The organism is Gallaecimonas zhanjiangensis (assembly GCF_057624825.1).
In genome coordinates this window covers 2,409,146-2,425,160 of the sequence record NZ_CM172603.1, presented here as the reverse complement: position 1 = coordinate 2,425,160, position 16,015 = coordinate 2,409,146, and the positions used below count along the sequence as shown (strand labels likewise).

Annotated in this window: 13 protein-coding genes; 9 read left to right on the top strand and 4 right to left on the bottom strand. The window is 55.8% G+C overall.

Annotation, left to right across the window (positions count from 1 at the left end):
• Positions 1–10: 10 nt before the first annotated feature.
• On the bottom strand, positions 11–472 hold the full coding sequence (locus AC22G1_RS11535) for a carboxymuconolactone decarboxylase family protein (protein WP_487313512.1): 462 nt from the start codon (positions 470–472) through the stop codon (positions 11–13).
• A gap of 118 nt (positions 473–590) precedes the next feature.
• Between AC22G1_RS11535 and AC22G1_RS11530 the strand changes: the two genes are divergently transcribed.
• The 3 genes from AC22G1_RS11530 (at position 591) to AC22G1_RS11520 (ending at position 2,338) form a co-directional block, all read left to right on the top strand.
• Positions 591–1,403 carry a helix-turn-helix domain-containing protein gene (locus tag AC22G1_RS11530; RefSeq protein ID WP_487313511.1) on the top strand — a complete coding sequence of 271 codons (813 nt, stop codon included), beginning with the start codon at positions 591–593 and terminating at the stop codon, positions 1,401–1,403.
• Positions 1,400–1,789 carry an ABZJ_00895 family protein gene (locus tag AC22G1_RS11525; protein WP_417358739.1) on the top strand — a complete coding sequence of 130 codons (390 nt, stop codon included), beginning with the start codon at positions 1,400–1,402 and terminating at the stop codon, positions 1,787–1,789. Before AC22G1_RS11530 ends, AC22G1_RS11525 begins: the two co-directional genes overlap by 4 nt.
• Positions 1,790–1,852: 63 nt before the next feature.
• Positions 1,853–2,338 carry a hypothetical protein gene (locus tag AC22G1_RS11520; protein WP_487313510.1) on the top strand — a complete coding sequence of 162 codons (486 nt, stop codon included), beginning with the start codon at positions 1,853–1,855 and terminating at the stop codon, positions 2,336–2,338.
• A gap of 41 nt (positions 2,339–2,379) precedes the next feature.
• Here the strand turns inward: AC22G1_RS11520 and AC22G1_RS11515 are convergent, their stop codons facing one another.
• Positions 2,380–3,141, bottom strand: a complete 762-nt coding sequence (locus AC22G1_RS11515; protein ID WP_487313509.1) for an SDR family NAD(P)-dependent oxidoreductase — start codon at positions 3,139–3,141, stop codon at positions 2,380–2,382.
• Positions 3,142–3,245: 104 nt separating this feature from the next.
• On the opposite strand from AC22G1_RS11515, the gene AC22G1_RS11510 reads away from it, so the two are divergent.
• Positions 3,246–4,157 (top strand): LysR family transcriptional regulator, encoded by a 912-nt coding sequence (locus tag AC22G1_RS11510; protein WP_487313508.1) that lies wholly within the window; start codon positions 3,246–3,248, stop codon positions 4,155–4,157.
• Here the strand turns inward: AC22G1_RS11510 and AC22G1_RS11505 are convergent.
• A complete protein-coding gene (locus tag AC22G1_RS11505; RefSeq protein WP_487313507.1) occupies positions 4,120–7,239 on the bottom strand; it encodes an EAL domain-containing protein in 3,120 nt (1,039 codons plus the stop codon). The two genes, AC22G1_RS11510 and AC22G1_RS11505, sit on opposite strands and share 38 nt — an antisense overlap.
• A gap of 166 nt (positions 7,240–7,405) precedes the next feature.
• The gene (locus AC22G1_RS11500; RefSeq protein ID WP_487313506.1) at positions 7,406–7,966 is read right to left on the bottom strand and encodes a PhnA domain-containing protein; all 561 of its coding nucleotides are present in this window, start codon (positions 7,964–7,966) and stop codon (positions 7,406–7,408) included.
• Positions 7,967–8,235: 269 nt separating this feature from the next.
• Between AC22G1_RS11500 and AC22G1_RS11495 the strand changes: the two genes are divergently transcribed.
• From AC22G1_RS11495 to AC22G1_RS11475, 5 genes are all read left to right on the top strand, one after another.
• Entirely contained in the window at positions 8,236–10,116 is a 1,881-nt protein-coding gene (locus AC22G1_RS11495; RefSeq protein ID WP_487313505.1) for a methyl-accepting chemotaxis protein, read from the top strand.
• 1,230 nt (positions 10,117–11,346) lie between these two features.
• Entirely contained in the window at positions 11,347–11,649 is a 303-nt protein-coding gene (locus AC22G1_RS11490) for a DUF2004 domain-containing protein (protein WP_487313504.1), read from the top strand.
• 549 nt (positions 11,650–12,198) lie between these two features.
• Positions 12,199–14,526, top strand: a complete 2,328-nt coding sequence (locus AC22G1_RS11485; protein WP_487313503.1) for a hypothetical protein — start codon at positions 12,199–12,201, stop codon at positions 14,524–14,526.
• Between the two features lie 256 nt (positions 14,527–14,782).
• Positions 14,783–15,181, top strand: coding sequence for a transposase (locus AC22G1_RS11480; RefSeq protein WP_487313502.1), 399 nt, complete (start codon positions 14,783–14,785; stop codon positions 15,179–15,181).
• Entirely contained in the window at positions 15,117–15,956 is an 840-nt protein-coding gene (locus tag AC22G1_RS11475; RefSeq protein WP_487316718.1) for an IS3 family transposase, read from the top strand. The genes AC22G1_RS11480 and AC22G1_RS11475 overlap by 65 nt, the downstream gene beginning before the upstream one ends.
• Positions 15,957–16,015 lie beyond the last annotated feature (59 nt).

Genomic DNA, 16,015 nt, shown 5'->3' with positions numbered 1-16,015 from the left:
GGCCCTTTTTTCATGCTGGCTGGTAGCTGCCGACATCCGGCGCAAAGCTCACCCCGAAACGGTTCCAGGCGTTGATGGTGGCCACCGCCAGGGTCAGGTTGGTGAGCTGTGCCTCGTTAAAATGCTGGCGCAGCTCTTGGTACAAGGCGTCGCTTACGCCGCCTTGGGGCAGCAGGGTGTTGGCTTCGGCCCAAGCCAGGGCGGCTCGTTCCCTGGCGCTGAAAAACGGCGTTTCGTGCCAGGCATTAAGGGCATAGATGCGCTGCTCGGTTTCGCCCATGGCGCGGGCGTCCTTGGTGTGCATGTCGATGCAAAAAGCGCATTTATTCAGTTGGGAGATGCGGATTTTCACAAGCTCCATCAGGGGCTTGTCGACGCCGTCTTCGGATTTACTCTGTTTGGCCAGGTAGATTTCCAGGGCCATCATCGCTTTGATCGCCTCTGGGGCGGCTGCTTGGTAGTTCATTCTCATGGTGGTCACTCCGCTATGTGGGTATGGGTTCACTCTATGAGAGGGGGCCTTGGGATAATTGTAGATTTTCGACATTCTGCATTTCCCGATACACTCTGGCCTAACTGCCGGAGTTGTTATGCCCGTTACCCCCGCCAATCTGCCTGCCCTTAGCGGTTTTACGCAGCGCCCGCCGTGCCCGGCGCTGGCGAGCTTTGTGCAGGGTTTTTGGTGGCTAAAAAGTGCATCGGGGGCGGGGTTGCCGCTGCAAATGCTGCACCCAGACGGCGGCTCGGGGCTGATTTTTAATTTTGCCGAGCCGCTGCTCTTTGACGGCCAATCCCTGGCGCCGCCGGCTTTGGTCAGCGCCCCGGTGCTAACCAGCACCCGCCTTGAACTGGGGCCAACGGTGGATTTATTGGGGGTGCGCTTTGTGCCGGGTATGGGCAGCGCCTTTTTAGGAATGGGCCTTAACGAGCTGGCAGGTTTTGCGCCCCAGGCCTTGCCGGGCCTGGATTTGAATGCCCTGGCCGACGCCCTTGCCTTTATCGCGACCGACAAGCAGCAAGGGCTTTTGGAGCACTGGTTGCTGGCGCGCCTTGGCAAAGCGCCGGCGCCAAAGCCTGCGGTGCAGCAGCTGCTGGCGGCCATTACCACGCACCAGGGCCAGCGCAATCTTGCCGAGTTGATGGCGCCTATCCCTCTTAGCCAGCGCCAGCTGGAGAGGCAGTTCAAGCAGCAGGTGGGGCTGACCGCCAAGCAATTTAGCCGCATCCAGCGGGTAGCCCTGGTGCGCCAAGATCTCAAACAAGGCCTGGCGCTGCTGGACACGGCGCTGGCCCGTGGCTTTAGCGATCAGGCTCATTTTATTCATGATTTTAAAGCGGTTATCGGTATTACCCCGGGCCAGTATCTGGCCAAGGCACGGCGCCGCGACAAGGACCAACCATGACCCTCACCGGGCTTTTTGTGCGTTTTACCCTCTACTATCTGGGGCTGCTGGCCCTGTTTGTGGTGGCGGCTGTTGTCTTTGGATTTAAAGGCGGCTTTTCCCTTGGCATCATCGTCCAGCTGCTGGCGACCCTCGCTGCCGGGCGCCAGTTTTGCCGGGCCAATGGCCGCTACTTTCAAGGCCGCGAGCGGCCGGCGGTGGCCCTTGGCACAGTGGTGATCGCCCTTGCGCTGCAATTTCCGGGCTCCTGGCTGCATATCCAAAGCGGCGCCTTGGCATTAAGTGCGGTGATGGCCGGTTTGGCGGTCAGCCTGGCGCTGTCTTTGGTGACCGCCACCGTGGCGCTGTTTTTGTTAAAAGGCCGCCGCGCCCGCTTTGATGCCTGAAAAGTAGGCAAATGATGGCAAGCTTACTAGGCTAAAAGCCAAAGGAATGCTTGGAAAATCATCATGAAAGCTCATTGCCTGCTTGCGTTTGCCCTGTTCTTGTTTGGCTGTAGCCAAACGCCGCCCCCCGTTGCCAAGACGCCGCCACCCCCGGCGCCGCCCCCTGCGCCCAAGCCCGCCATCAGTGGCTGCCTGGCCGATACCCGCACCGAGGTCCCCTTGGGGCGCTTTGCCCTGGCCCTTGGCCAGCAGGTGGCGGTGCTGGGGGAAGATCTGCATGTGAGCTTTGACGATATCGGGGTCGACCCGCGCTGCGCCCCCGGTAAATCCTGCCAGGGCCAGCTGAGGCTGACGGTGCAAAAAGGCGACTTCTCCCCGGCCCTCTTTCTTATCTACAGCGAGGACCAAGGGGCGGTGCACTACCTTGGCTACAACCTTAGCCTTGCAAGCCTTGAGCCCGGCTTTGACGTAAAAGCGCCGTATAAATCGCGCTACTGCGCCTATTTGGTGGTGGGCCGCGACGGCTGGCAGAGCATCAATGAGCAGTAAAGGGCGATAAAATAAAAAGGCCGCAGCAGCGGCCTTTGTTTTTACAGCACCATGCCGCCCGAGGCTTCAATGCGCTGGCCTGTTATCCAGCCGCTGTCGTTTGACAACAACATGGCCACGGCTTTGCCAATGTCCTCTGGCTGGCCAACCCGGCCAAGGGCGGTGAAGCCTTTCACCTTTTCGTGTACGTCGGGGTTGTCCCGCACCATGCCGCCGGAAAAGTCAGTGGCAATGGCCCCCGGTGCCAGGGTGTTAACGCGGATCTGCCGCGCGGCCAGCTCCGCGGCCCAGTAGCGGCTCAGCACTTCCACCGCCCCTTTCATGGCGCCATAAAGGCCGCTGCCGGGCAGGGTAAAGCGGGTCAGGCCACTCGATATGTGCACAATGGCGCCGCCATCGGCCATCAACGGCACCAGCGCCTGGGTTAAAAAGAACACCCCTTTGACATGGACGTTCATCACCTCGTCGAACTGGCTTTCACTGGCACTCATCATGGGGACATGAAGGGAGGTGCCGGCGTTATTCACCAGATAGTTAAGGGGCCGGCCTTGCCAGCTGCTGGCAAGCAGGGCGCTCAGCTGGCTTTTAAATGCGCCAAAAGCGTGGATGTTGCTGGTGTCCAGTTGCAGCGCTTGCGCCTTGGCGCCCAAGGCGGTTGCCTCTGCTACCACGGCGTCGGCGGCCTGTTGGTTGCTGTGGTAGGTGATGATGATGTCGATGCCGCGTTTGGCAAGGGTCAGGGCGGTGTCGCGGCCAAGGCCCCGGCTGCCGCCAGTGATAAGCGCAATGGGATGGTGGTGCATGGTTTTGGCTCCGGTAAGTTAACGGTGCCCAGCTTATTGGTTGTCACCAGGTGGATAAATAAAGGCATACTGCATGCAGTGTTAGTTAATAGCGGACAAAAGCCATGCAAGATCCCCTCAGTGCCATGCACATCTTTGTGCGGGTGGCCGAGCTTCGCAGTTTTACCCAGGCCGCCCTGGTGCTGGGGCTATCTAAAACCCATGTGTCCAACCGGGTGGCGCAGCTGGAGCAGTGGGCTGGGGCTAGGCTGTTGCAGCGCACTACCCGCAGCGTCACCCTGACCCACGACGGCCAGCAGTTTTACCGGCGCTGCCAGCTGATGCTGGACGAAATGCAGGATCTTGAAAGCCTGTTTACCACCAAGGAGGCCGAGCTAAGCGGCGTGCTGCGCATCGATATGCCCACCGGCTTTGCCCGCAAGCATGTGCTGCCAAGGCTTGGCGCCTTTTTGGACGCCCACCCTAAATTGGATATCGAGCTGTCCTGCACTGACCGGCGGGTGGATGTGGTGGCCGAAGGGTTTGACGCGGTAGTGCGGGGCGGGGCGGTACAAGACGAGGGCCTGGTGGCGCGCCATTTGGCGGATCTTAAGCATCAAAACCTGGCCAGCCCCGATTACCTGGCGCGCCACGGCATCCCTTTGCATCCCGACGAGCTTGGCGGCCACTACCTGATTAATTACGCCCAGGTGCTGGGAGCGGGCGAGGGCAGCTTTGATTATGTGGCTGGCCGGCAACTGGTGGCGGTGGCGATGCCAAGCCGCATTACCGTCAACTCTGCCGAGGCTTATCAGCAGGCCTGCCTGGCGGGGCTTGGCATTATTCAGGTGCCGGTGTTGCCGGGCCAGGCCATGGCGCCGCTGGTGGCCATTATGGCCGACTATGTGCCGCCGCCGATGCCGCTGTGGCTCTTATACCCGCACCGGCGCCACCTCTCCAAGCGGCTGCTGGCCTTCAGTAACTGGCTGGCCGATTCCCTCAGCCAACCTGCTGGGTCTTCGCCAACTGCTCGGTAATGCGGCCAATCTGCTGGAGCAACCGGTCGCGGGCGTCAAAGAGCCCTTGCGGGTTGACCTTCGCTTCAGGGTTTTGTTGCTGTTGTTCCACAAGCTGTTGCAATGCGCTGTGGCTTTGCTCGTGCAGCGCTTCAAGGGCGAGAAAGCTCTCTAGATGGCCATAGCGGGCCATGCCAGCCGAGAAGAACCATTGGCCAAAACTGCAATGCTGGCAGCTCAGCTCCAGCTTGCCACTGCTCGCTTGGGCCAGGGCTTCAAGGCTGCGCTCCACCCAGAGGCGGTGGCTGGCGGCCGCGGCCACCAGCGGCAATTGCGGGTGATAGGGCGGCAGGGTTTGGGCGCGCCAGCGCGGTTTGCGCTGCCAACTGGCCAGCCACAAATCAAGGCTATTGGCTGGCATCGGCCTTGCCAGGCCGTAGCCTTGTACCTGGCTGCACCCCAGTTGTAAAAGGGCTTGGGCCTGTTGCTGGCTTTCTACCCCTTCGGCCACCACGTTGCGGTTTAGGGCGCGAGCCATGGTTATCACGTTCTCAACGATGCAAAGATCGTTTGGGTCGTCGAGCATTTGCGAGACAAAGCCTTGGTCAATCTTTAGGCAGTCCAGGGGCAGGCGGCGCAGGTAAGTAAGGGAGACGTAGCCGGTGCCAAAGTCGTCAAGGGCGGTGCGCACCCCCAGCTTTTTGCAGTGGGCGAGGTTAAGGGCGGCCTGGTCTAGCTCGGTCAGGGCCGAGGTCTCGACGATCTCCAGCTCCAAATGGCGCGGCGATACGCTGGGGTGCTTAGCCAGCAAGGTGGCTAGCTGCTCGGCAAAGTCCTGCTGCAACAGGTGGCTGGCACTGATATTGACGCTCAAAGACAACGCCAGGCCCTGCTGCTGCCAGTGCTCAAGCTGGCAAAGAGCCTTTTCCAGCACCCACTGGCCCAGGCGAAGGTCAAGGTCGCTGCTGAGTAGCTGCGGCAAAAAATCCCCAGGCACCTTCAGGCCCTCGGTGGGGTGTTGCCAGCGCAGCAGCGCTTCGCAGCCTGTCACCTCGCCACTGGCCAAATCCACCTTGGGTTGGTAGTAGAGCTGCAACTGGTCGCCGTTTAAGGCGTCTTGCAGCTGGTTAAGCCAGCTTTGATAACCGGTCACCTCTTTGTCGCGCTCAAGGTCAAACAGGTGATAGCGGTTCTTGCCCGCTTGCTTGGCCTTGTACATGGCCTGATCGGCGTGGCGCAGCAAAATTTCGGCGTCGGAGCCGTCTTCGGGGTAGCTGGTTACCCCAACACTGGCCGAGACCTGCACCAGGTTGCCCTCGATATCCACCGGCTCGTTGATAACCGCCAGCACCCGGCGCAGGGACTGCACCATCTCTTGGGGGCTGGCCACATCGTTTAGCAGCACCACAAATTCGTCGCCGCCAAGGCGGGCCACTACGTCGCTGTCGCGAAGGGCCATTTTCAGGCGTTTGGCGATTTCTACCAATAGCTCGTCCCCGGCTTGGTGGCCGTAGGTGTCGTTTACCGGTTTAAAGCCGTCCAGGTCGATAAAGGCCACCGCAAAGCTTTGCTGGCGGCGCTTGCAGTAGGCCAGTTGCCGGCCCAGCAAGTCGCCCAGCAGGCGGCGGTTGGGCAGGCCGGTTAAGGGATCGTAATGGGCGATAAGGTCCAGCTCTTTTTCGTGGGCCTTGATTTGGTTGATGTCTGAGAACACGCCAATGTAATTGAGCACCTGGCCTCGTTGGTCACGCACTGCCGAGATGGCGAGGATCTCGGCGTACACCTCGCCGGATTTGCGCCTGTTCCAAATCTCGCCGCGCCAGGCGTCTTGCTCGTTAAGGCTGTCCCACAGGCTTTGGTAAAAGGCCTGGTCTTGGCGGCCAGAGGCCAGTAAGGCTGGGGAACGGCCGATCACTTCCTTGGCGCTGTAACCGGTGATGCGGGTAAAGGCGGGGTTTACCTCGACAATGCGGTTGGCGGCGTCGGTCACCATGATGCCTTCGTAGCTGTTGGCAAATACGCTGGCCGAGAGCCGCAGTTTGTCTTCGGCCGCCTTGCGCTCGGTAATATCCACAAAGGTGGCCACCACCGCCTGCGGCTCTTTGTCGCCATCGCCCAGCACCGGCTCACTGTTTACCGACAACCAGCGGATGGCGCCGCCCGGTTGGGTAAGGCCCATTACCTGGTTGTGGCAGGCCGCGCCGGTGGCCAGGGTTTGCATGGCCGGGTGGCGGTGGCCGGGCAGGGGATTGCCGTTACTGTCAACGGTTTGAAAATCCCCTGACAGGCGGCCCTGAAGGGTTTCTTCGTCCAGCCCCAAAATGGCTTGCGCCGCCTTATTGGCCGCCAGAATCTGGCCGTTTTTGTCCTGCATCACCACCCCTTCGCTCATGGCGCTAAACAGCGAGCGATAACGCTGCTTGCTTTGGCGCAAGGCCTGCTCGGCCTCTTGCTCGCGGGTGATGTCGCGGGCCATACCCAAAAAGCCGGTTACCTGGCCTTTGTGGTCGCGCTGAATGGTTACCACCAGGGTGATGGTAAAGCGGTGGCCGTCTTTGTGGATGTAGGTCCACTGCTGGGATTCGCTGCCTTTTTGGCGGGCGCCAGCCACAAAGACCTCAAAGCCGCTGACAGGGCGGCCCAGCTCTTGGGTGAGGGTCTTGGCGCGCTCGGCTATTTCGCAGGCCAGGTGCAGCTGCATCGGGCTTTGGCCGAGCATGTCTTTGGCTTGGTAGCCGAGCATTTTCTCGGCGCCACGGTTAAAGATGGTGATGCGCCCTTCGGCGTCGGTGGCGATGATGGCGAACTCGGAGGCGGCGTCCAGCACGTTGCCCAGGGTATGGGCCAACTGGCCTTTTTCTTCCTGAAGCTTGCGCCAAAAACGCATACCCAGGGCCAGCGCCAGGATGATAAACCCTTGCAACACCAATACCCCGGTCAAAAAGGCCAGTTGCCGGCGCTGGCTGTCTTTGAGGCCTTGTACTGTGGCGCTTAAGGTTTGGCCCGCTGCGGGCTGGGCGGTGGCGGTGGGCGACACCGGCGAAAGCGCTGGCGGCTGCAGGTGGGCGCTGGCCTTAAAGCCGATGGCCAGCAGCAGTATCAATGCCAGTGTCCGTAAAGGCTGGCGCAAGCGAGTCGTCCCTGGGGTTTGAGTTTGTCGCAAAGGGCACCCCACGTGTTTTTGTCACCTGCAATAGTAGGCGACCGGGGGCCGGGCAATCTTGCGTCAGCTCAAAAGACCTAAAAAAAGCGGCTATTGCCGCTTTTTCTCAGGCTTTTTTCAAATAAGCCGCCACCAACACGATTTGCACGCCGTTGACCTTGCCTTCGATGTGCTTGGGGTTGTTGGTCAGGCGAATGTCTTTAACCAAGGTGCCGCGCTTGGCGGTAAAACCGGCGCCTTTGACCTCGAGATCCTTAATAAGGGTAACGCTGTCGCCCTCGCTAAGGGGGCTGCCATTGCTATCAAGGGTGGGCTCGCCGTCGTCATCCCCAAGGCCAGCTTCGGCCCATTTGAGGGTGGCTTCGTCAAGGTAGAGCATGTCCAGCAGATCCCGCGCCCACACTTCGGCGCTCAGGCGCTTGAGCTGGCGCCAGGCCAGCACCTGCACCGCCGGCACCTGGCTCCACATGCTGTCGTTCAGGCAGCGCCAGTGGTTAACGTCTGCCGGGGCTTCGGCTTCGCTGCGGCAGGTGGCGCACAGCAGCAGGTGGGTGTCGTTGTCGTCGCCACTGCTGGCCGGCAGCAGGTAAGGGGCCAGATCGGTTTGGCTGGCGCACAGTTCGCAGCGGCCCTGGCTGCGGGTATTGAGGTGGTTTTCCAGGCTCATGGGCAGGGTCCTTGAAAAAAAGTCGGCGGACTATAGCACATACCCCTTCTCTTTGTGAGGCTATATAGGGTGAGCATCACAGCGCCAACAAAAATCCGTTAAATCAAACGCTAAAGTATGGCGCCGGGCGGCCGATCCTTGAGATAACAAAGCCATAACAATAAGAGCCAAAGGCTCGTTACCGGCCAAGCCGGGTTAAGTGCGGCGCCTGCTGTGTGGGGACAGCATCACAAGGCGCGTTCATTGTGTTTGCGTACTTGGATGTCCCCATGACACTAAAAAAGAAACTGCTCGCCTTTGTCAGCCTTATCGTGCTGATTGTCACCTGCACCCTCACGGCCTCCACCTACAGCCGCCTGCACAGCAATATTCAGCAGGAGAGCCAGGACCGGGTGGTGTTCATTAACGACCAAGCCGCCGGGCGCATCGAAACCTGGCTGGATAACAAACGCCACACCATCGCCAGCCTGGCCAAAGCCAGCCCCACTGCCGCGCTATTGCACCAATCTCTGGCCCTGGCAGCCGATGCCGGCGGCTTTGCCGTTACCTACGCCGGTTACGACGATGGCCAGATGAACTACTCAGACAACCAGCAATCGCCGGCAGGGTACGATCCCCGCAAACGCCCCTGGTACCAGCTTGCCGAGCGCAACAGCGGTATGTCGGTTACCGAGCCTTATGTGGACGCCAGCACCGGCAATCTGGTGATAACCGTTGCTACCCCAGGCCATGACGGCGAGGGCCAGCGCCGTGGCGTTTATGGCGGCGATGTCTTTATCAACGATATCGTCAAAACGGTGCTGGATATGGCGCTGGGTGATAAAGGCGCCGCCATGCTGGTAAACAGCAAAGGCCTGGTAATTGCCTATCGCCAGGACGGCACCATTCTCAAGCCCTTTACCGAGCTGGTGGGCGGCATTTCAGCCAATGCCCTTGCCAGCCTCAGCGCCCGCAAGGGGCTGACCGAGGTCACCCTTGATGGCGCCGAGAAGCTCGCCAAGGTGACCAAGGTCACCGGCAGCGACTGGTATCTGGTGGCACTGGTGGACCCCAGCGAGATTTACGCTTCCTTGGATAACCTGCTGCTGCACTCGCTGCTGGCGGGGGGCTCGGTGCTGGTTATCTTCGTATTGCTGTCGGTGGTGGGGGTAACCCGGCTATTAAAGCCGCTCTCGGATGTCTCAGAGGCCCTTTACGACATCGCCAAAGGGGAGGGAGATCTGACCCGCCGCCTGAACGTGAAAAGCCACGACGAAATGGGCCTTATCGCCCGCAACTTCAATACTTTTGTCGAGCATATCGGCCCCATCATGCAGCGGGTGGCCGAAGCGGCCCGGCATCTGGGCTCAGAATCGAGCCAAAGCCGCGAAAACGTTGAAACCATCAATCAGGAGCTTGGCCGCCAGCAGCAGGAGATCACCTCGGTCGTGAGCGCCATGCATGAGCTTGCCGCCTCCGCCAACGATGTTGCAGGCCACGCCGAAGCGGTGGCTGGCATGGCCATGGCCGCCAATGGCGACTGTAAAGACGGCATGAAACTGGTGGTGCGTAACCGCGACTCCATCGTGTCGCTGGCCCGTGAAGTGGACAGCTCCACTGTGGTGATAAACGAGCTTAGCGCCCATGCAGAGCAAATAAGCGGCATTCTTACCACCATCCAGGGGGTGGCCGAGCAAACCAACCTCTTGGCATTGAATGCCGCCATCGAAGCGGCCCGGGCTGGCGAGCAGGGCCGTGGCTTTGCAGTGGTGGCCGACGAAGTGCGGGTACTCTCTCACCGCACCCACACCGCCACCGAAGAAATTCAAAAGATGATTGAGCAGCTGCAAACCAGCACCCAAAAAGCGGTGCAGGGCATGGATAAGAGCCGGCAACTGGCCGCAGGCAGCGTAAGCGACGCCGAATCGGTCAGCCAAAGCCTCGATGGCATTACCGCCGCCATTGCCCGCATCAACGACAAAGCTGTGGAGATAGCCTCCGCCGCCGAGCAGCAAAAGACCGTCAGCGACGAGATAAGCCGCAACACCGATCAGGTCAAAAAAGCCGCCGATGCCCTGTCAACCGTCGCCGCCCAATCCCGCCAAGGCGCCGACGGCATCGCCCAAGTCGCCAAAACCCTGCACACCGAGATGGCGCAGTTTCGGTTTTAGGGTTTTAGAGCGGCATACCAGCTAGCCCATCCGGCCCCTGAGGCCGGATTTTTTGTGTCCCCCCTCTAAACCTGTCCTTTTTTACAGGGTGCTCGCCGAGCAAAGACTCTAATTTGTTTCTACATTGTTAATGCTTGTGCTTATGTGTTTGGCTTGCAGGGCTTATATGCCTATCAGTGGTTTGCAGGCCAAGCGGCAAACCGCCAGCTCAGGAAGTGCTGGCGGGCAAGGACGATAAAACGATGACAGGGACGGTTATCAGCGGATTGAAAGCTGCAATTCAAGGGCGGTAGCGTACACGCTGCTTACTTACAACTCGGTCTTAAAGTTTTGATAATTAAGTCATTATCTCGATGTTGTATTAACAGCTTGCTTCTTTATCGCGAGGACTATTTGGACCGTCCATGGTCCTCACCCAATGGGCTATCGTCGGCATGACGATATTCAAGTTTGCTCCTGACAAACTTGTCGTCGCCGTCAGGCGAGGTACTTTGTTTTCGCACAAAGTCAGCAGGGCTGCCTACCCAAAGGCACCGCCCATGTTGACTGCGACCATCCATGGTCTTCGCCTTCCGGGTCATTGCAAGCGATGTGCAAATCTGTTCCAGACAGATTTGTCGCGATGTCTTTACTTCTGGTCGCTTGCCGCTGACTCAATTCTCGAATGGCTAAGGTGATGCGGACCCTCCATGGTGGTTGGGCCCAACTCGGCCATCCAGGGCCTCGCGCTCAGCTGCCCCTCCACGTCAGATCGCGGACAAGCCGCTCGGGCTCACCAGCTAAAATCAGTCCACCGGACTGATTTCTTAACGCGCTCGCCCCGCCAGCAAAGCGCTGCACTTAACGGGCAAAAGAGCAGGTGGCCTCGTTAGGGTTTTGGTGTTGTGGGCGTTTAGAAGGTGTGCCCTTACGTTTTCTGTTTTTATATACAGTGTATCTGTTGCACCTATCTCAACAGGGCTATTGTGACAACGCACTGGGCTCGCTATTACTGGATAGACCAGTAATAAGTTATTAAAAAATAATATGATTTAACTCATCCGATGTGATGATGACGAGCGCTTGTCATGTATAAAAACGAGACCGCTCGCTTTAGTGGAGTCACTCTTGGTGTTTACAAGAGGATCTAAGGGAGGATCAGTGGGTTAAGCTTTTAATGCCAACTGATCATATGAGTGAAAGCGAGCGCGCTCGCTAATAAAACTGTTAGGTGCATAATGGAGTTTAGAGTTGAGTAACGAAACAAAAGCCCTTGAGGCAATAAAAAAATCGGCAGGCACCGAACAAGGTGAATACGGAATTGATGAATTTGTTTCGCATCATTTAGAGGAACTCCCGAGTAGTTACTGGGAAGAACATGTGGGCACTTCAACGCCATCAGAAACACAAGTGATTGATTTATTACTTCTAAGCAGTAAATGGGACGATGAAGAAATTTATGATTTTACACTTCCAGATGATGTTACCGACTATGTTGTAAGTGTGTCTTTTAACGAAGATGGTGAAGTCGAAGATATCACAATGGAGAGCTAGTTATAGCACCTAACAAACGCTTTATGATGGGACGCAAAAAGCTTGGCTTGCGTCACTTCGTTCCTAATTTTAGCCAAGCCTTTATGCGCCCCATAAGCGGGCGTTAGGAGGTTGGGTACAGTGGGGTTGTTGTGAATTATTTTTCTGCTTTTGGATTAATGAAATGAGCAATATAAAGGATCTGACAATGACGAATAGTCTGAAATTATGTGTCGTATTATTTGGTCTTGCAAGCAACTTCTCGGCTTCAGCAGATGACGAAAAGCCACGATGCCATGTCTATATCGATACGTCTGGGTGGGTGGCAGGTAACGTTGATAGCTATGTAAAGACAAAATATTCATCTGATAATATTTGTGAATCAATTTTATCATCCTACCCATGCCACTCGTACTTTGAGTCGAAAGAGAAGTGTACGGTAGATGATCATAGACTGATCGAGTTATTCAAAAGGGATGCTCGTGAGGCAGGTCAATTAATCGATTAAACGCTTTTCAAAGGGTCGAATTCGAGTCGATTGCCAGTGGAGTATATAAGGTGACTATAGATATGCAAAGGCTATTGGTGTTCATATTTATTTTGTCCGCGGGTTCGACTGCATCAGCGACAACGGTGTGCTTTAGCGGTAGCAGATATACTATTAACTCAATAGGCTCTGTCAATATTGATGAATTCGTCGATGCTTATGAAGATATAGCTAAAAAGGAGCGACGCCGGTTCTACAACGACACGTCGCAGAAGGGCCAAGAAAGTGCGGCCCCATTATTTTACGAGCTGCAATATCCTATTGGCTCAGAGAGCTGGAAAATAAGAGGAAAGTTTTCGATATCGTACCCGGAAAACTGCTACACAGGTTCTGGAATGAGTCGCTCTCTTCAATTTGAATTGCAAATGGCTAAGTCTCGAATAGATTTTATGAGACTTCTTGGGATTCATGCGTCGTACTCTCAGAATAAATTCCTTAAGCCAGAGGCCTTACCTTATGGTACTGACTATTCAGTTTTTGTAATTCCCCAACCAAGTTTCTGGTTTCATTTTACTGGCACTAAACAAGAGCTCGTTGATACCGTTGATTATTATTTGAGCTCATACCGGCAGGCATTTGAGCGTAGTATTCCTAAGCCTGCACGTTTCGCTCCGCTTGAGAGTAACACAAATACATTTTCCGACCAAAGGATATTCAAATGGCGGATAAATTTTGCTTGGAATGGAAATGCGGTCTATTACGGATCACCTTTGACGCAAACGATTGCTTTCGAAAGCGATCTCCAGCGATATCGCCGCGAAATACTTAAATCTGTTGGCATCGAAACCGAGCTTAAACAATCAGATATCATCAGAACCTTGGACACTAAAATGGCTGATACCTACGCAGCGGAATCAGAGAAGTATCGTAATCTGCGAAGCGTAAAGACCGCGATAGCGTTAAGGAATGGCGCTTCTAAGCCAGTTGGGAATACAAAGAATACAGTGCTGTCACGTGCCGCAGAGTGCGAAAGGGATAATCATATTGCTGCCTCCGATACGTCGCAGGATGCTTTAGAAAAAACCAGCCAGTTTATGAATTGCATTATTAGTGACGACGTAATGGCTAAAGCAGATCGTATTGGCGTCGAATTAGAGTCGGCGAAAGCGTCGTATACGTGCCTACAAGATGCAGCCACTGTAGCCGAGAAGGCGGTTTGCCTTAAGAGCAGGTTAAACGAGGGCGATGAGAAGACATTGGCGATTGCATCATGTATTGACAAGAAGGATGCTGCGGGGTGCTTTGGTGAATCGCTGCTAACAGATGGTCAGAAGAAGCTCGCCAGCGATCTTAATTGCTTCGCTAAGGCGTGGACCAATAAAGGTAGAGCCAAGTGCGTAGCGGATAGCGTCGGCGGTGATACAGTAGAGCTTGCGACATGCTTGTCAGACTCAAAGAGCGACGAAGATAAATTCATGTGTGCCGTGGACGGCAGGCTTGGAAAGAATGAAGCAGCTGCGCTTGAGGTGGCCCGCTGCTTAAGCAAGGCTGATGACAATGTCGCTCGACTAAATTGCGCTGCGAAGGGCAATATGGGCGAGAACGAGCGTGAAGCGCTACGCCTTGCCACATGTGCAGCATCTTCATCATCGTATGTCGGCGCCGCAGCTTGCGCGGCCGGTGAAAAACTTACGTATGAGCAACAAACATTCATTGAGTGTGCTGGCGCAGCCTCCACAGGACCTCAGTCGTATGCAGCTTGCGTTGGGGGCCGGTTGGCGGCAAAGGAAGTCACAAAATGCTTGGAGAGTGGTTTTGGTACTGATGATGGGTGTTTTGGGAAGAATAACTTTTTCCGTGTCCAGATAGAAAATATTCGTAGGGATGCATGCAATGCCGTTGGCAATAATGCTGAAGCATGCGGTGCGCTCACCTATATTGTTGATAACGCCATTATGCCCGGCAAGAATCACGAACTGGACAAGTATTTTAATCATGGATTGTCTGATATACGTAACGGCCCGGGTAAGAACAATGAGTTTGTTAAGGCGGTCAAACATGCTGATAAAATAATCCAAGACGTCGGTGGGAATACCGAAAAGGCACTACAAGATATTGACCGGGAGGTGAGCATGGCACATCAGGACCTCAATATTGCAATAGCGAAGGCTGAGGCTGATTTTTCTCGCGAGACGGAGAACGCGATTAGGGATGCCAATCGGGTAATTGATGATGCTTATCAAGCTGCAAACAATGTCTCCGAGGAAGTTGCTAAGGGCGCACAAGTGGTTCTCGATACAATAAAGAATGCCGGTCAACACTACGAGAGAGAAGCGAGAAAGGAGACGCAGAAAGGACTAGATAAAATTAATAGAGCGATAGGTGTTGGCAGTGGTGGGATAAAGCTGTAATTCATCAAAAATGTTGGGGCAGGTGCTGCAATGCCGCATATGCATGATTTTGAAACCCGCCCCCGATATCGATGTGCTGAAATATTTGGTTTTGGATCGTGTTTATGACGGCCTCATGGTCGTCCCGTTGATTGGGAAAGGTCAGTGGTGATAGCGTAAATGGCACATACAAACACTCCTAACAATTCCATCAAGTTCGCTCTGGACTTCACCCGCTTTAACGGACACGCATCGCTAACTCACTGAGAGGAAGTCGATGCCTGCTTACAAGACCGGAAAACGCACTCAGCAGTACAGCCTGGAGTTCAAGAAAAAAGCCGTGCTGTGGAGCCATGAACCGCACCGCAGCGTCAAGGAAGTGGCTGAGGCGCTGGACATTCACCCCTTCATGTTGTCTCGTTGGCGCAAGGAATTTCGTGAAGGTAAATACGGCATGGCCAACAAGCCCCCCAAGCCCGAGGGCAAGCTCAAAGAGCAGGATGAAGTCAAACAGCTCAAAAAGCGCATAGCTGAGCTGGAAATGGAGAACGACATCCTAAAAAAGAGCCGCAGCGTTTCCAGGCGGAGGAACAACGCAGCGGTATCGCTTCATCCAACGCCAGCAAGGGCAAATCTCGGTAAAAGCGCTGTGTGCCAGGCTGAAGGTCTCACGTAGCGGCTACTACGACTGGCTCAAGCGCCAGCCTAGCCAACGTCAATTGCAGGACCAGGCGCTGCTGGCCGATATCTGCCGTGTATTTGAGAAGGCAAAGCGTCGCTATGGCAGCCCCAAAATACACCGCGCTCTGCGCCTAGAAGGTATTCGGGTTGGCGCCAAACGGGTGGCGAGGTTGATGCGTGAAGCCGGGTTAAAAGCCCGTGTCGAACGGGTTTACCGGCGAATGAACAAGCGCCGGGCCGAGCTCAAAGTGTTGCCCAATTATCGTTTGGACATGCCAAAACCCAGCAGCCCTAATCAGCAGTGGTCAAGCGATGTCACCTATATCCGTTTTGGTCGCCGCCATGTGTTTCTGGCGGTGATAGTGGACCTGTGGTCACGAAAAATCGTTAGCTGGGCGCTACACGAAACCCTCAACACCGAACTCAGCACAGTGGCGCTCTATAAAGCCATTAAGCAGCGTAAGCCCAAGCCAGGACTGATACTGCACACCGACCGCGGCATCGAGTCCCGGGCGAAAGTGATGCAAGAATGGCTCAATCGATATGGTATTCGCCATAGCGTAAACCGCCCAGGGCAATGCACGGATAATGCAGAAGTGGAGTCGTTCTTTAAGACGCTCAAAGCCGAACTGATACACGATAATCACTTCGGCACGGTAGCGTCACTGCGCCAACAAGTGGGCCATTACATCCAGCATTTTTACAACAAGGTGCGGCTGCACAGTAGCCTCGATTACGTATCACCGATACAGTACGAGCAAGCCGCTTAATCACAACTGCGTGTCCGTTTTATCGGGTGAACATCAATTCGCAACGCTTGGCATTTTTG